The sequence below is a fragment of the Thalassotalea fusca genome, assembly GCF_053485835.1.
This window is the reverse complement of the sequence record NZ_JBQRUN010000003.1, coordinates 180271-194940: the sequence shown is the minus strand read 5'-3', so window position 1 is coordinate 194940 and position 14670 is coordinate 180271. Positions and strand designations below refer to the sequence as shown.

General features: G+C 43.8%; 14 protein-coding genes. All 14 read left to right on the top strand.

What is annotated here, in order from left to right; translation table 11 throughout:
* Positions 1–55: 55 nt before the first annotated feature.
* On the top strand, positions 56–2470 hold the full coding sequence (locus ACSLUK_RS05225) for an aminotransferase class I/II-fold pyridoxal phosphate-dependent enzyme (RefSeq protein WP_448547469.1): 2415 nt from the start codon (positions 56–58) through the stop codon (positions 2468–2470).
* A 122-nt stretch (positions 2471–2592) separates the two neighbouring features.
* Positions 2593–2838 (top strand): acyl carrier protein, encoded by a 246-nt coding sequence (locus ACSLUK_RS05220; RefSeq protein WP_448547468.1) that lies wholly within the window; start codon positions 2593–2595, stop codon positions 2836–2838.
* Entirely contained in the window at positions 2829–4487 is a 1659-nt protein-coding gene (locus ACSLUK_RS05215) for an AMP-binding protein (protein ID WP_448547467.1), read from the top strand. Before ACSLUK_RS05220 ends, ACSLUK_RS05215 begins: the two co-directional genes overlap by 10 nt.
* Positions 4484–4897: a gluconate 2-dehydrogenase subunit 3 family protein gene (locus ACSLUK_RS05210; RefSeq protein WP_448547466.1), complete on the top strand. Its 414-nt coding sequence runs from the start codon at positions 4484–4486 to the stop codon at positions 4895–4897. Before ACSLUK_RS05215 ends, ACSLUK_RS05210 begins: the two co-directional genes overlap by 4 nt.
* A gap of 3 nt (positions 4898–4900) precedes the next feature.
* Positions 4901–6493, top strand: a complete 1593-nt coding sequence (locus ACSLUK_RS05205; RefSeq protein ID WP_448547465.1) for a GMC oxidoreductase — start codon at positions 4901–4903, stop codon at positions 6491–6493.
* Positions 6483–7769 carry a phytoene desaturase family protein gene (locus ACSLUK_RS05200; protein WP_448547464.1) on the top strand — a complete coding sequence of 429 codons (1287 nt, stop codon included), beginning with the start codon at positions 6483–6485 and terminating at the stop codon, positions 7767–7769. The genes ACSLUK_RS05205 and ACSLUK_RS05200 overlap by 11 nt, the downstream gene beginning before the upstream one ends.
* Positions 7770–7970 carry a hypothetical protein gene (locus ACSLUK_RS05195; RefSeq protein ID WP_448547463.1) on the top strand — a complete coding sequence of 67 codons (201 nt, stop codon included), beginning with the start codon at positions 7770–7772 and terminating at the stop codon, positions 7968–7970.
* Between the two features lie 346 nt (positions 7971–8316).
* Entirely contained in the window at positions 8317–8952 is a 636-nt protein-coding gene (locus ACSLUK_RS05190; protein WP_448547462.1) for a thermostable hemolysin, read from the top strand.
* Positions 8953–10506, top strand: a complete 1554-nt coding sequence (locus ACSLUK_RS05185) for an AMP-binding protein (RefSeq protein WP_448547461.1) — start codon at positions 8953–8955, stop codon at positions 10504–10506.
* A gap of 19 nt (positions 10507–10525) precedes the next feature.
* The gene (locus ACSLUK_RS05180) at positions 10526–11413 is read left to right on the top strand and encodes a TauD/TfdA family dioxygenase (RefSeq protein WP_448547460.1); all 888 of its coding nucleotides are present in this window, start codon (positions 10526–10528) and stop codon (positions 11411–11413) included.
* Positions 11414–11423: 10 nt separating this feature from the next.
* Entirely contained in the window at positions 11424–11753 is a 330-nt protein-coding gene (locus ACSLUK_RS05175; RefSeq protein ID WP_448547459.1) for a darcynin family protein, read from the top strand.
* A gap of 10 nt (positions 11754–11763) precedes the next feature.
* Positions 11764–12684 carry a hypothetical protein gene (locus tag ACSLUK_RS05170; protein ID WP_448547458.1) on the top strand — a complete coding sequence of 307 codons (921 nt, stop codon included), beginning with the start codon at positions 11764–11766 and terminating at the stop codon, positions 12682–12684.
* Between the two features lie 10 nt (positions 12685–12694).
* On the top strand, positions 12695–14080 hold the full coding sequence (locus tag ACSLUK_RS05165; protein WP_448547457.1) for an MFS transporter: 1386 nt from the start codon (positions 12695–12697) through the stop codon (positions 14078–14080).
* On the top strand, positions 14081–14662 hold the full coding sequence (locus ACSLUK_RS05160; RefSeq protein WP_448547456.1) for an NAD(P)H-dependent oxidoreductase: 582 nt from the start codon (positions 14081–14083) through the stop codon (positions 14660–14662).
* The last annotated feature ends 8 nt before the right edge of the window (positions 14663–14670 follow it).

Here is a 14670-nt window from a genome sequence, read left to right as displayed (position 1 = left end):
CGTAATCAACAAATTTGGAAGTAGTGTGTACGCTGAACACAGGAGAATGGACAGCATGATGGATTTGGCAAGTAAAAGTTTGGGATCCCTTTGTGACGTTGACGAGACGGCTTGGCGAGTTTCAGGTAATAGTTCAGGTTTAAGAAAGGACTTTCTTTCCATCGTTGAAGAATCAAAAATCAATGATCTAACTTACGACTATTTATTGGTCGAAGATAACGGCAAGTACGTTGGTAAGGCAAATCTATATCTAGTGGATTTTGATTTTTCAACAACCGATCAATCGTTAGGCAATGCCAGAGGGCCAATTAAATATTGGTATCCAGAGATGTTGAACTTCAAGGTCTTTGAAATGGGCCTGTTTACTATGATCGGTGATGGTTATGAGGCGTGTTCACCTGATTACCAGATACCAGTGCTTGACCATGTAACAGATCATATGATTGAACGCATGGCAGAAATGGACAGTGATTACTTGCTCATTCGCGATATTCCTCTAAACCAATATGAAGAGGTGGCTAAGGTCCTGCAGCCTAAAGGCTTTCTACCATGTTCAGGGTTCACCAATGCCGTGCTCTATAATCATTGGCAAAGCTTTGAAGAATACGTATTGTCTCATCCGAGCAAAGGCCGAGGCAAAATTCGATCAGCGCTAAAATACGAAGAAAAATTCGGATTGATCGTTAATATTACGAATCACTATGCACATTTGGCGGGTGATATGCAGCGCTTGTGGCAAAATGTAAATCAAAACTCCAAGGACTACAGTCGAGAGCAGCTCACAGAGAGTTTTTTTGCCGCGACACAAAAGCACCTGCCCGAAAATAGCGAAGTTATTACCATTGAAGATAATGGCAAGCTAATCGCTTTTATGTATAACCTGATTGGTGATGACGATTACATCATGCTCGATTGGGGAGTTGATTATAGTTATGAGCACTATAAACAAGCCAACTTGTATCGTATTGCTTCATTAATTTCTGTACGTCGAATGATTGAGTTAGGTAAAGGGCGACTCGAACTAGGTATTACTAACTATGTGCCAAAAACTTTCTTAGGTGCGACGCTTGAACCGCTGCTGTTCTTTGTTCGTCACAGGCATGATCATGAAATGACAGAAGCGTTGGCACGTTGTTTAACCGACAACATTAGCCATGCCGACGGACTGACGGTCCCTGCGCCATATCAGACAGAAGATAAACCCACATGGGATGAAGCCGATTGGCGAGAGTTTGTTCATCAAAAAATTGATGGTACTAGCCAAACCGACATTTTTGCTCCTGCGATTAGAGAATATCAACACTTGATGCTTAAAATGGCCGGTTTGTACGGATTTTATCCCGAGTTTCGCAGTGGGCAATATTCGTCAATTAACTATGAAAATGATCAAGAAGTTGTGTTGCTTGGTACCAATTCCTATTTAGGATTAAATACCTCACCGGCGCTGATTCAGCAGGCTATTGCAGCTACTGATAAATATGGCACGGGATGCTCGGGCTCCCCATTACTTAATGGCACGTTAGATATACATAACCAATTATCTGCTGAGCTTGCTCTATTCACAGGTAAAGAGGCTGCGGTGCTATGCAGCACAGGTTATCAAACCAACCTCGCGGCAATTTCAGCCTTAGCATCAGAAGATTGTTTACTATTAATGGATGAGCGAAACCATCGCAGTTTATTTGATGCCGCAACATTATCGAAGGCAAAAGTTCGTGTATTTGCACATCGCAACATGGAACAACTTGAACGCCTATTGCAACGAAGCCAAGGACGAAAGACTCTGATAGTGAGTGACTCAGTATTCAGCATGGAAGGTACCATTGCCGACATTCGTTCTTTGGTTGCGCTTAAGAAACAATACAACGCACGCTTATTCATTGATGAATCTCATGGTCTGGGTGTGTTGGGACGCACAGGAGCTGGTGCGTGTGAACAGTTTGGTGTGATGCAAGATGTTGATGTTATTATGGGAACATTCTCCAAATCGCTTGCCGCAATTGGGGGCTTTGTTTCCGGAGATAAAAAAATCATCGACTACATTAAGCACCATGGTGCTGGTCATATTTTCTCCGCTAGTCTTCCTGCCAGTGTCACGGCCAGCGTTTTACAAGCCTTACAAATCATTCGAACTCAACCCGCACTTCGACAACAGCTAAGTGATAACACCGATTATTTAGTCTCAGAACTAAATAATATTGGTTTTGCTGTGAAGAAGCCGGTTGTACCTATTGTTCACCTTATATTGGGGCATTCTACACTAGCATTTGCCGCATATAAGCGCATGCTTGAACTTGGTGTTTATGTGAATCCTGTATTACCGCCTGCGGTTCCAGAGGAAGAATCTGGATTCAGGATCAGCCTAATGGCCAACCACCGAAAAGCCGATTTAGAAAAGGCGCTGTTTGCCTTTAACCAGTTATATGTAGATCTACATGAGCATGGGTATGCGCTAAAAAATATCGAGTAAACAAACGTCACAAATCCGGGGCTAATTAGCCATCCAACGAGTTTTATAACTCGGGTGGCTAGGATTTGTTCGCTTAAATAAAAATCAAAATTACTAAAAATTACGTACAGGGATTTAAAGATATGATTCATTTTGAAGCACTCAAGTCAGTTATTTTACGGGTTTTACCAAAACATTCTCAGCCGGTAATCACCTACGATAGTCGATTGGTAGAAGACTTAGGATTTGATTCGTTAAAGCTGATGCAATTACTCACAGAAATAGAAGATGAGTTTGATATCTTCTTTGACGATTCGACATACAGTCGAATGAGAACGGTTAGACAACTCGACGAGATCGTGAAGAAGGAATCATTGGCATGCGCTTAAATTACAAGGAAGTGCTAGAGCTTTCGCCTGTACAAACGTTTGAAAGGGCGCTCAATAACAAAGATAAAGGTATTGTCTTCTATCAAAGCAACTTAAAAGACAATCAATACTTTAGCTTTTACACATTAGCATCTATGGCACGTGAACATGCTAAAACGCTGGCAGAAATGGGCATAAAGCGTGGTGATAAAGTTTTGCTCAGCGCTGAAAATTCCAGTCGATTTGTCTTGTCTTGGTTTGCCCTGCTCTTAGTCGGTGCAACCCCTGTGCCTACACCACCATCAGCGACGTTAGCGGGTGATAATGCCTACCTTAACCGCATGTTGCCGCTGTTAAGCTATCACAGGTGGTTTATTGGCGGCGAAAGTGATTGGCAACAGTGGCGTTCGCACGCTGAAGGCGAATATGTTCAGTTCATCAGTTTGAATGAGTTTGTCGAGTTGCCGGAAAGCTTGCGTGATTGTGAAACACCTGTTCGTTTCCCTCATGTTGAATTTGATGACACAGCCTTTATTCAGTACACATCGGGCAGCACCAATACGCCAAAAGGTTTGGTCATCAGCTATCAAAATATCATAGCCAATACTACGGCTATCGCCGATGGTATTTCGCTATCTGGTGATGATCTGTGTTTAAGCTGGTTGCCGGTTTATCATGATTACGGTCTGATTTGTAATTTTATGCTTTCGCTGTTGCAAGGTTGCCATTATGTGATGTGCGTACCTTTATCATTTGTCAAAAGACCTTTGAGGTTTTTACAGTTGGTTAAGAAACATCGCGCTACCTTCATCTGTATGCCAAATTTCGCAGTGGAATTGATCAACAAGGCACTTGCCGAAAAGCCTATTTTAGATGGTTCTATCGACTTAACTAGCTTGAAATGGTTGTCAATTGGTGCCGAACCCATTTCGATTGATAGTTTAAACCGTGCCTACACTAATTTAGCACCATTTGGTTTGGCCGAAGGAGTGATCGCTCCGTCTTATGGACTCGCTGAAGCTACCGTCGGTGTTGCCATTGTTCGTCCTGGGCAGGTATTTGCAACACATAAGTTAGAGCATCAGCAGTTTGTTTTGAATGGACATCTGGTGAGTGGGTTTTCAATCGATATTCGTAACCCAGACAATCTGGGGTATGGTGATATTTATTTAAGGGGCGACAGTGTCGCGAAATTTGCTTATGTAAATGGGACATTGCAGCCAATTACTGACGACAAAGGGTATGTACATACCAAGGATGTAGGCAAATTAGTTAATGATCAGCTGGTTATAGCTGGGCGTGCAGATGAAATGGTATGTGTGAGAGGAGAAAACCTCTTTCCATACGACTTGGAAGCCGCTGTCAGGTTAATGCCTATGGTAGGAGCGAGACGCGTCGCCGCATTTTTTGTCAATCAAAGCGCTCCGCAAGCGGTGATTGTATTTGAAACGCGCGAGCAAAACCCGCGAGTGCTGGCCGAATGGCGAGATAGCATAAGAGAAAAGATCGCATCAAATTTTGCTTTGCCTGTCCTCGACATATTGGCAGTGCCAACAAAATCCATTCCAGTAACAACTTCAGGAAAGATTCAACGCACCAAAGCACGTCGAATGTACGAACAAGGCTTGTTCTCGATTATTAATCAATCTAAAGATGAGATATTGTTATGAGCCTTAATCAACAGCAGTATTCAACATTAAAAGCGTTGCTAGTGGGGATTTTGCCTACGACAGAAACTCCGTCGGCGGTCGAAGTGGGTGTTGATAGCATAATGGCCTATATTTTTTCATCTTGGCCGACTTTCAGACAAGCTTCCTTTGCTAATTCTTTGGACGTGGTAAACAACTATTGCTTAGCGCTATTTGATGTTGGCTGTGATCAAATAAATCAAGAAAGCAGTTTGCTATTGGTGCAACACATTGCACAAGAAGAGGCTTTATCGCCATTTTGGGTGCCATTTCGTACGCTAGCCGTGCTGATTTATTATGGTGACCACAATATAGCGCACAGCATTGGTATGCCAGGACCTTCAATAGACCAAGGTGGCTTTACGGCCGATGGCGAGCGAGTGGGGGCATAGCACATGGCTGCAACAAATAACTACGACGTAATCGTTGTCGGCGCTGGCGCAGCGGGCGCAGTCTTTATCAATCGATTTGCCAAAGCTGGACTAAAAGTACTGGCATTAGAGAAAGGGCCACACTATCGCGATCATAAGCAGGATTTTTATGAAAGTGAACTGGCTATTAGTAAGCTGCTGTGGGACAACAATGCATATCAAGTGAGTGGAAAAGCATTTAGAGGTACACCTAATTTAGGTAAAGCTGTCGGAGGCGGAACCTTAGCGTGGACAGCCGTTGCTTTACGTTTTTTCGAACGTGATTTTGAATTTGTCAAAAATTGGGGGGATTTGCCGGGTACGTCGGTGGCCAATTGGCCGATTAAATACCGGCATCTACATAAGTATTACAATCAAGCTGAATTAGACATGGGGGTTTCGGGGGAGGCGACTGTTTGGGATCATCCAGAAGCGCCACTACCGCCAAATCCACCACTGGATTTTTATCGTACGTCATATAAATATCAACAAGGCTTTGAGCAACTGGGTTTGAATTGGTCAGCCGGCAGACTCGCGACTAATTCCGTTGTTTATGATGAAAGACCAGCTTGTCTTCATTGCGGCTTTTGTCGCGCGGGTTGTCGTGTCGATGCCAAATATCAAGCTGATACAGTGCTTATTGAACCAGCTCTGTTAACGGGAAATGTCACTCTACTCACCGAAAAAACGGTCACTCGCCTCATTACTAAAAGCAGAGGCAAAAGCATCACTTCAGTCGAGTTCGCAGATAATAAAACATTGGAAAAATCCACTTGTACTGCCACAGTGGTTGTTGTTTGTAATAACCCTATTGAAACACCGAGGCTGTTATTGGCGTCAACTAGTGACGCACATCCAAACGGCATCGGAAACAAATATGATCAGGTTGGTCGCCACTTTTTCTGTCACTTGGGTACGATAGGGTTAGGCTTCACCAATGAAGACTTGCGCATGGGAGTTGGTCACAACATGAGTAACGTCATGTCGTTAGATACTTGCAAGAATGAAAACGGTGATTACGCGGGCGGTTATACCTTGATTTCACTGAATGGTGCTGGCGCTGGTGTCGCAGCGCTCGACCCCTTGGTTGCTGTCAATGGCATTGAACTCAAAGAGCTGATGAAACGCTACAATGAATCGCTAATGTTTATGTCATTCGTCGAGGGGCTGCCAGTGGCCGACAATCGTATTACGCTAGTGCCAGATCAGCTAGACAGTTTTGGTGTACCGCAGGCGCATGTACATTATGAATATCATCCTAACGACAAAAAAGCGCTGACCGCAGCACAAGAAAAGATTTCTGAATTGTTGACTGCCTGTGGCGCAGATCCGGTTTTCGTGTCACCTGAATTTGAAGCACATCCCATGGGGACGATGCGCATGGGACACAATCCACGAGAGTCTGTGACTGACGCTAGAGCGAAAGTGCATGGGGTGAGAAACCTCTATATTGGAGGTGCGTCGTTATTTGTCACTGGTAGTTCAGTCAATCCTACATTAACTTTGCACGCTTTGGCACTGCGTACAAGCCAACATATTTTACGAAAACATTTTGGAGTCATCAGTCATGACAACTAAACATTATGATGTGGCGGTGATTGGTGGTGGTTTAGCAGGCCTTACGGCGGCCGTGAAACTCGCAGCTAGCGGACAAAGTGTTATCTTGCTGGAGAAGCAGCAGCGCTTAGGTGGCTTGTGTGGTACCGATGAGTGTGATGGTTATCAATATACTATCGCATGCAACGACTTTGGTCGTGGCATGATTGATGAACTTGCCGCTCTAGGGGTTAAGACACGCTTTGTTAGCAAGAAGAGTATCGTTTATTACCAAGATGAGCGATTGACCGCCCCAATAGGCATTAAGTTTGTTGCGCAGTTATTGAAGTCGCCATGGCAATTGTTACGAATGATACATGGCATTGTTCGCATGAAAACGGGGCGAACGGAAATCAAGACGATTGGCCAATTTTGTCGACGTTTTATGAAACCTGGACGCCTAAAGGATATAGCAGAAATTCCCGCTTACTTGATGGGCGTGTGTCCCGAAGATTTCAATTTGGCGTATCTAAATTACGAAAAACAATTCGGCTATAACTACAATCACCCGGGAGTACCTGTAGGCGGGCCAAATCAATTAGTCAATGATCTGGTAGAGCGTTGTGAAGAGCTGGGGGTAACAATATACACTGGACAAGCGGTCGCGCAGCACCTTCATTATACAAATGGCTATCAAATCAATTGTGCTAACTCACTGCATATAGCAGCTCAAGTTATTGATACACGTGAGCGTCGGGGGGCTTACCCCTTATCGATAAAACGAGGTTTACCGTTAACACAACTTCGTGTCGTGCTAAAAGATAGCCAGATGTTGAGCGACGACGTGCATACTCACTTGTACTACCCGCAATCTGCCGGAGAGGCAATGTCGAGAATCGACAACGGAGAATGGGTCGACGACTTTCCTTTTCACTTGTTTCATAACGATTTTGCGCAAGCAATATCGGGTGCAACGGTTAACCTTTACTTTTATCTGCCTCGTGATGTGGAATTATTGCCCGATGATCACGCTGAGCAGTTGGCACATAAATTACTTCAAAGGGCAGATTCAATTATTCCGGGCTTCTTAGAAGCAACAGTCTCCTGGTCATTCTTATTTCCTCGTCAGTTTCAAGAACGTTTTGGTAGCAGCCCCAGAGTTATGCCATTCGTGTGGATGGGTAAAAAACCGGAACAACAAGGTGATGAAAAGCATTATTTCTTTGCAGGTCATACTGTATATCCACCGGGTGATCATGCCGGTGCAGCAGTACTTTCTGCGTTAACGGTGTCAAACAAAATATTGGAGAAATGTTAGGTGAACAATAGCAGAAGATATTTTTTAAAGGTGATAGCACTGTCTGCGGTCGTTGTACCGACAATAGGAAGTACTTCGTTAATAGGATTAAGTAAATCCACTAAACGTGTAGTGTTAAGCAAAGCACCCCAAGCGAATGTTGGCGGTGGTTTAAGTGGTGTTGATTTGAGTCAGTTTTATCGTAATCCAGCAAAGGATTGAGCATGCGCGACGCTTATAACAACAAGGAATGACAGAGTTAGAAAAGGAGGGAGCACAATCACAACAACAAAACGTAATCTGCTTATTAATGATTGAATAATATAGCTAACGACGGAGCCGAATGTGAGTTTAATAGAGTTTTAACGTGGTAGCAGCGTTATCCTCTCATATTAAATGATCTAATTCCACTGCATCAGTCAAAAAGTTTATCAGCAAATGCTGAGGCTAAGTTACGCGTATATTTCACTGACGAATAAGCAAAAAGTAAGAAAACAAAGCTGTAAAACAGGTTGTTTATTTAGAGCAACATTAGGGCAAACACATAGACTTACAGGTAGTTTTTACTATGAATATTCGCATTATTACTCGCGACTCCGAATTATGGGAGCAGTCCAAGGAGTTAGTTAAGAGTGCTTACATGAAGCGGTTCGAAGCTTCTATTGAAGTGCATTATCAGCAGTTTTTTACATGCTCTCGACTATTGCCATCTGGTGAGGACAACGTCATTCAAGCATGTGCAGGCTTGAAGCTAGCCAGTGAAGGCATGTTATTTTCCGAACAGTATCTGACTAAACGCGTCGAACAGTTAGTGAGTGAATCGGAAAAAGCGCCAGTAGACAGAGATCAAATCGTTGAAGTTGGAAACTTAGGCTCTAGAAGTGCCGGTGTGGGATACGAACTCGTGAGAGCAATTCCTTTTGCTGCATGGTGTTTGGGTCAACGATATGTATTGCTAACGGCAACTGATAAGTTGCGAGCAATGATTTCCAAGCTGGGAATTAATTATCGTTCTTTAGGTGCTGCATCAATCGAGAATATACCGCATGAAGAGCGTGAATTGTGGGGAAGTTACTATGCATCTAACCCAGAGGTGTTATATGTACCACTAAGGGACAACGTGCATATGTTTGGTAACAACCAGCATTTCTATTCGTTAGCGCTCAATCATCTCAGTATGAATGTCAGAAAGGGGTGCGCATAAATGCAAATTCTAAATGATATTCAAAAATTCGCTATGCATTCGCCCGAGACAATTGCGCTTCGTCAGTGGGCTGCTACGGGTGATAACACCGAATACTCCTATCAACAACTTGCCTGTTTGATTGAGCAGTTAGCCATTCGATTTAATCAACAAGGTTGGCAACAAGTGGGGGTAGTCATGAATAACAATCCCCTGTGGGTAGTCGTCGATCTAGCGCTGATGTCAGCGGGCATTACTGCCGTGCCAATACCATTGAGTTTTACGGCGCAGCAGAGCCGTTCATTGATTCACAACTGTGACATATTGCTGTGTGACGATCTGGGTTTTGAACTTGTCGCGAATTGGGAGAACTGTCCTGTCAAATTTCAAAAACTTGAACTCGACTTATCTGCGGTCGTGCCCGTCGAGACCATTGACTTTAACGCGTCTAATAATGACTGGATTTGCAAAATCATTCATACCTCAGGTACCACAGATGCGCCTAAGGGGGTGAAGATCAGAGCACATGGATTGGATGCGCTATTGTCTGAATTGCAGCGACACGTCTCCGGCACACCTTGGGATCATTACCTTTCATTAGTGCCGCTTTCGTTGCTGATTGAGCAAGTGACGGCCGTGTATATGACGTTGTCAAAGGGGGGCACGTTAAGCTTCTTGCCTGAGGACGAAGCGTTGTTGGGGATATCCCCACAGCCCGCTATTCATTTTTGGAATTGGTGTCGTCGAGTCAAACCGAGCGTCCTGACTCTACCACCGGGCATGGTGGAGTCGTTGGCCAAGCAATGTTCTGCCTGTGAGAATTTGGCCGCTAACGAAAAGTTCAAAGTACTGTTTCACTCATCAACTGTGCCGTTTATCGCTTGTGGCGGTGGTGCGGTGTCGATCGATACCTTAGCCTATTTGCGTGAGCAAGGGATCAACGTATATGAAGGATATGGTTTGAGTGAGAACAGTTCAGTTGTCTCGTGGAACAGTCCGAAAGCCTTTAAAGCAGGCACTGTCGGGAAACCGCTCGCGCATGTCGATGTCAAGTTAAGTGAAAACAACGAACTGTTAATCAAAAGCGCAAGCTTGTGCGCAGGCTATACACAAGCTGACCCAACGGCATGCGCCATCAGTGATGATGGTTGGTTGAGCACAGGGGATTTAGCCAGAATTGATGATGAGGGCTTTCTGACCATCTTAGGTCGAAAAAAACACGTCATTATCACCGCGAACGGGCGAAATATCTCACCTGAATGGGTAGAGCGTTGCTATCGAGAAATCCCACTTATTGAAAATGTCGTCATATTTGGTGAAGGGCTAGATAAGTTATTTGGTGTGTTTTTTGTGCCAGCCGATGCCAGCTGTTGCCAAAAAGCGCTAGAACAAACGATTCACGATTTCGGTATTCACCGGCTTTCGACGTTGGATCGGGTCGATCATATTCTCGTCTGCCAACTCTGCGATTATGTTCAACAGTCATATTTCACCGTGACAGGACGCCCAAAAAGAAACGAAATTTTTCAAGATATTGTAAAACCCATTGTCGTCGATGTATTGGCCAGTGCGTGATACTAAGGATAAAGTGAAAATGGAAAACAAAATTACACTGATTAAATACGCACCGAGCTTAGCTATTGTCGTCCCTAAAAATCCGACGGTTAAGCTGGCGCATATTAATAAGAGTTATTTACAAACCTTGCTGTCTGAATACGGCAGTATTTTATTGAGAGACTTTAACAGTGATATTGAGAGCTTTTCTGCATTAATTGAACAGGTTAGCTCAAAAGTTACACTAGATCCCGCGCGAACTTTTTTTAGCAAGGTAGCACAGAAAGTGGATGCTGGTGTTGATGCAGTTGGCTTACATCTTGAAAATGGTAATTCCCCGTTTAGAGCACAACTCGCTTGGTTTTATTGTCAGGAGGCACCAACGGTTGGATCACGCACAACGATTTGCGACGGTGTAAAAGTATGGAATGCATTACCTGAAACACTACAAAAACGCTTCGAATCGACGCCAATAATCTATTCAAGGCGTGTCGATTCCACTCGTTGGAAAACCATGGCGTTGCACCTACATCCGCAACTTTCTGATATGGAACAAGTGACTTTTGAACATTTATCCTCGCTTTGTAATCCAAAAGACACCCGCATTAGCCACCATAAGGACGATTCAATAACCTACGAGTATGAAACCTATGCCGCCTATGCACTAAACGACGGAAAAATGGCTGTTGCTAACAGTATCTTAGGACCTTCATACAATTATGAGAAGCCAGTCATTAAGTTTAAAGACGGTGAGCTGATTGAATCTCGCTGGGCTACGCTGCTGAACGATGTTACTGAGCGCATCACCATCGACGTACCATGGCAGGATGGTGATATCGCACTCATTGATAACAATCGAACCATGCATGGTCGCCGCAAAATTGTCGATGACCGTCGAGTCATTTTTAATGCATTGAGCGACTTTTAACGGAGGCGTTATGAAATACACAATTGTCGTTAAATATAACTTTAATACGACTTGGCTAAAGTTATCACGCCAAGCGCGCAAAGGATTTGAAGAACAACATACGCAACCAATATTCGCGAAATATGCAGGAAAATTGGCAATATCGTTTCACGATGCGGAGGCATTCAGTGCCGATTTTTCTGACTTCTTTATTGTGAGTACCACAGATTTACAGGCTTATTACTTTTTAATGGAAGAGCTACGAGATTCGGCGTTGATAGCTGATGAACATGTTGAAATAAAAGAAATTTTCATAGGTGTCGAAGATGGATACAAAGACTTCGAACAGGCCAATCAATAGGGATTAGATCATGTTACAGAAATTAGAACAAATTAATAGTAATGCACATCAACAAACTTTTCATCCAAATGCTTTAAATTGGCAAAAGGCAACGGGAGAAAAAGAGCTAGAGTTCATGTCAGAGTATGTTTTTGAGCGCCCTGATAGAGTGAGAGAGTCTGTGGCGTATATCGCCAAAGAGTTAGCGCAGTTGGCTGAAATTGAAAAGCATGTTACTGCCGTTGTCACTTTAGTGTTAAGCGAATTGCAGGCGTTTAAACATCCATTAAATTCAGGACCTGCACTACACCATGCCTTATCGTGTTTTGGCGCTGAAGAGCTTAATCATGCCAATACTTTTTTTCGCTATGTTAATGAAATAACCGCAATTGATTTTAGGCTGGCAGAGAACTTTTTCGAGGAGCGCGTTGGCCTATATCAAGGAGAAGACAATCCATTTGTCAAATTGGTGGGCTTACATGCTTCTGCCTATGTCGGTGAGTCGGTCATTACCGCATTTGAATCGCGAGCAATTGCAAAAGATCCCCAATCGCAGCAATTTATCACTGAACTACTGGTAGCTCACGGTTTAGACGAGCACCGCCATATTGAATTTGACCATTTCGTCTTTGATGAAATTATGCCGTGCTTGACTGACGAAGAACTTGCGAGAGCTAAGCAAATAGCAATAGAAACAGAAGAGTTGAACTTCAAACTTGCGGCAAGCTTCGAGCAACATGCGATTGAAACGTTAGGCGTCGATTACAAATCGGGCAATGTATGTCACGAGTTTCAAATGGCGCTCACGAAACGATTCATGGAAATTGTCTTTTCTGGTAATGGCATCAGTAAGGTAGATCACTACTTGACGCCTGATGATCGTGCACTACTCGAAAAGTTCAGCGGTCGCAGTGAAGTGCACGCGCATTACATTGCGCCAGCTCTTGCATAAGGAAGTGATTATGTCGGTTACGATCGAACAGGTTGAACACCCGTCAGAGAAAACTCAGCGTGGCTGGGTAGTCGCACTTGTGCTGAGTGCGTTATTTCTATCTGCTATGGACACTACCATCATGGGGACATTGTTACCCATTATTCGGGAAACCTTTGACGCGCCACAGCTGTATCCATGGTTGATTTCTGGTTTCCTATTGGCGTTGATCATAGCAATGCCATTGATGGGAGTCTTATCAGATAAATTTGGCGAACAAGTGGCGATGCAATTGTCATTGGCGCTTTTTCTAGCGGGGTCTTTACTGGTTGGGCTGAGTGACAATATGCAGCATCTCATCATTGCACGTGTTATTCAGGGCATGGGCAGTGGTGGTATAGTCGTACTTGCCTACACCATAATCGGCAAAGTGTTTACTGCTGAAAAACGGGCTAAGATGCAAGGGTTGCTTAGTGCCGTGTGGGGCTTAGCAGCGATTGCGGGTCCGATGATTGGTGCAGGTTTGCATGAGTTAGTTGATTGGCGTTGGGCATTTTATCTTAATCTGCCGATAGGGCTTGCGGTTGTTTTGGGCTTTTTAGTGTTTTATCGTTCATCGAGCACCAAAAATAGTCAAAGTTTTGATGTTTTTGGCTTTGTTGTCTTTGCTTTACTTGCCACCAGCGCATTACTTTGGCTGCAGAGTAGCACTCTTATGCTGCCTTCCCAACTGTTGACAGTCTTGCCATTTGTTGTCTGTCTGTCACTTGCGGTTATGTTGTTCACCGTAAATAGCAAAAAAGGTCAGGCTTTTCTGGCTTACGAGTTTTTTCAATTTCCATTGGGTTTAAACACTTGTTACATATTGCTGTCGAGCATCGTGATGTATGCCAGTGTCACCTTGTTACCCATTTTAACGATTGAAACGTTGGGGCGTAGCTTAATGTCAGCTGGTTATCTGGTTCTAGCCGCGTCGCTCGGTTGGGTAATTGCTGCAACGTTATGCGGAAAGTGGATAGGAAAGTTGAAAGCGAAACTTTGCGTATTAGTTGGCTTTATCGCTCAAACGCTTGGTTGTGCGGCATTATTGTTGGTCAATGATTTTACGCCGACGTGGTGGTTGCTACTCAGCCAATTATTAGTCGGCTTAGGCATTGGCTTTGTGGCAACGGCAACCTTGTTATATGCGCAAAGTCACACCGACAGTCAACGACTCGGTAAAATTACGGCATCCGTTCAGTTATATCGCAATTTTGGCGCCGCGCTAGGTGTTAATGGTCTTGCTGCAATGCTACTCAGTTCTATGGCGGCGTCACCTAGCATCGAATCCTTTCAACAGCCTTTTCAGGTGCTCATCATTTGCGCCTTAGTGGGGGCATTGTTGAGTCTTTTTTTACCCAATCATAGAGGGATCTAAATGAGCAAGAATGTATTAATACTCAATGGGAATCCAAAATCGCAGAGCTTTTGTAGTGAGTTGGCCAGACGTTATGCTGATGGTTGCAAAGTTGCTGGGCATAGAGTTCAAATACTTGATATTCAATCACTTAACTATAACCCTTCATTGGTGGAGGGATATAGTCATGATCAGCCACTCGAAGAAGACTTGTTAAGGTTTCAACGAAAAATCGAATGGGCAAATCATATTGTCATTGTGCACCCTGTATGGTGGGGCATGATGCCATCCGTATTAAAAGGCTTACTCGATCGGGTTTTTCTTCCTGGCTTTGCGTTTCGTTTTGTTAAGGGAAGTAGACGTTGGGAGAAGCTATTAAAAAACAAGACCGCTCATGTCATTAGCACACTAGATACGCCAGCTTGGTATTACCACTTGGTATATCGGGCACCTGCGTTAAGGGCCTTAAAAAATATGACGCTTGAGTTTTGTGGTATTAGCCCCGTTAAATCTACGACGATCGGTTCATTAAAACACCTGAAACCTGAGCAGAAAACTCAGTGGTTGGAACGTGTTTATAACTACGGACAAAAATTCTCGTAGCGTAAAAC

Coding starts and splice junctions, on each gene's coding strand:
- ACSLUK_RS05225 (WP_448547469.1), top strand. CDS start 56: ATGATGGATTTGGCAAGTAAAAGTTTGGGATCCCTTTGTGACGTTGAC.
- ACSLUK_RS05220 (WP_448547468.1), top strand. CDS start 2,593: ATGATTCATTTTGAAGCACTCAAGTCAGTTATTTTACGGGTTTTACCA.
- ACSLUK_RS05215 (WP_448547467.1), top strand. CDS start 2,829: ATGCGCTTAAATTACAAGGAAGTGCTAGAGCTTTCGCCTGTACAAACG.
- ACSLUK_RS05210 (WP_448547466.1), top strand. CDS start 4,484: ATGAGCCTTAATCAACAGCAGTATTCAACATTAAAAGCGTTGCTAGTG.
- ACSLUK_RS05205 (WP_448547465.1), top strand. CDS start 4,901: ATGGCTGCAACAAATAACTACGACGTAATCGTTGTCGGCGCTGGCGCA.
- ACSLUK_RS05200 (WP_448547464.1), top strand. CDS start 6,483: ATGACAACTAAACATTATGATGTGGCGGTGATTGGTGGTGGTTTAGCA.
- ACSLUK_RS05190 (WP_448547462.1), top strand. CDS start 8,317: ATGAATATTCGCATTATTACTCGCGACTCCGAATTATGGGAGCAGTCC.
- ACSLUK_RS05185 (WP_448547461.1), top strand. CDS start 8,953: ATGCAAATTCTAAATGATATTCAAAAATTCGCTATGCATTCGCCCGAG.
- ACSLUK_RS05180 (WP_448547460.1), top strand. CDS start 10,526: ATGGAAAACAAAATTACACTGATTAAATACGCACCGAGCTTAGCTATT.
- ACSLUK_RS05175 (WP_448547459.1), top strand. CDS start 11,424: ATGAAATACACAATTGTCGTTAAATATAACTTTAATACGACTTGGCTA.
- ACSLUK_RS05170 (WP_448547458.1), top strand. CDS start 11,764: ATGTTACAGAAATTAGAACAAATTAATAGTAATGCACATCAACAAACT.
- ACSLUK_RS05165 (WP_448547457.1), top strand. CDS start 12,695: ATGTCGGTTACGATCGAACAGGTTGAACACCCGTCAGAGAAAACTCAG.
- ACSLUK_RS05160 (WP_448547456.1), top strand. CDS start 14,081: ATGAGCAAGAATGTATTAATACTCAATGGGAATCCAAAATCGCAGAGC.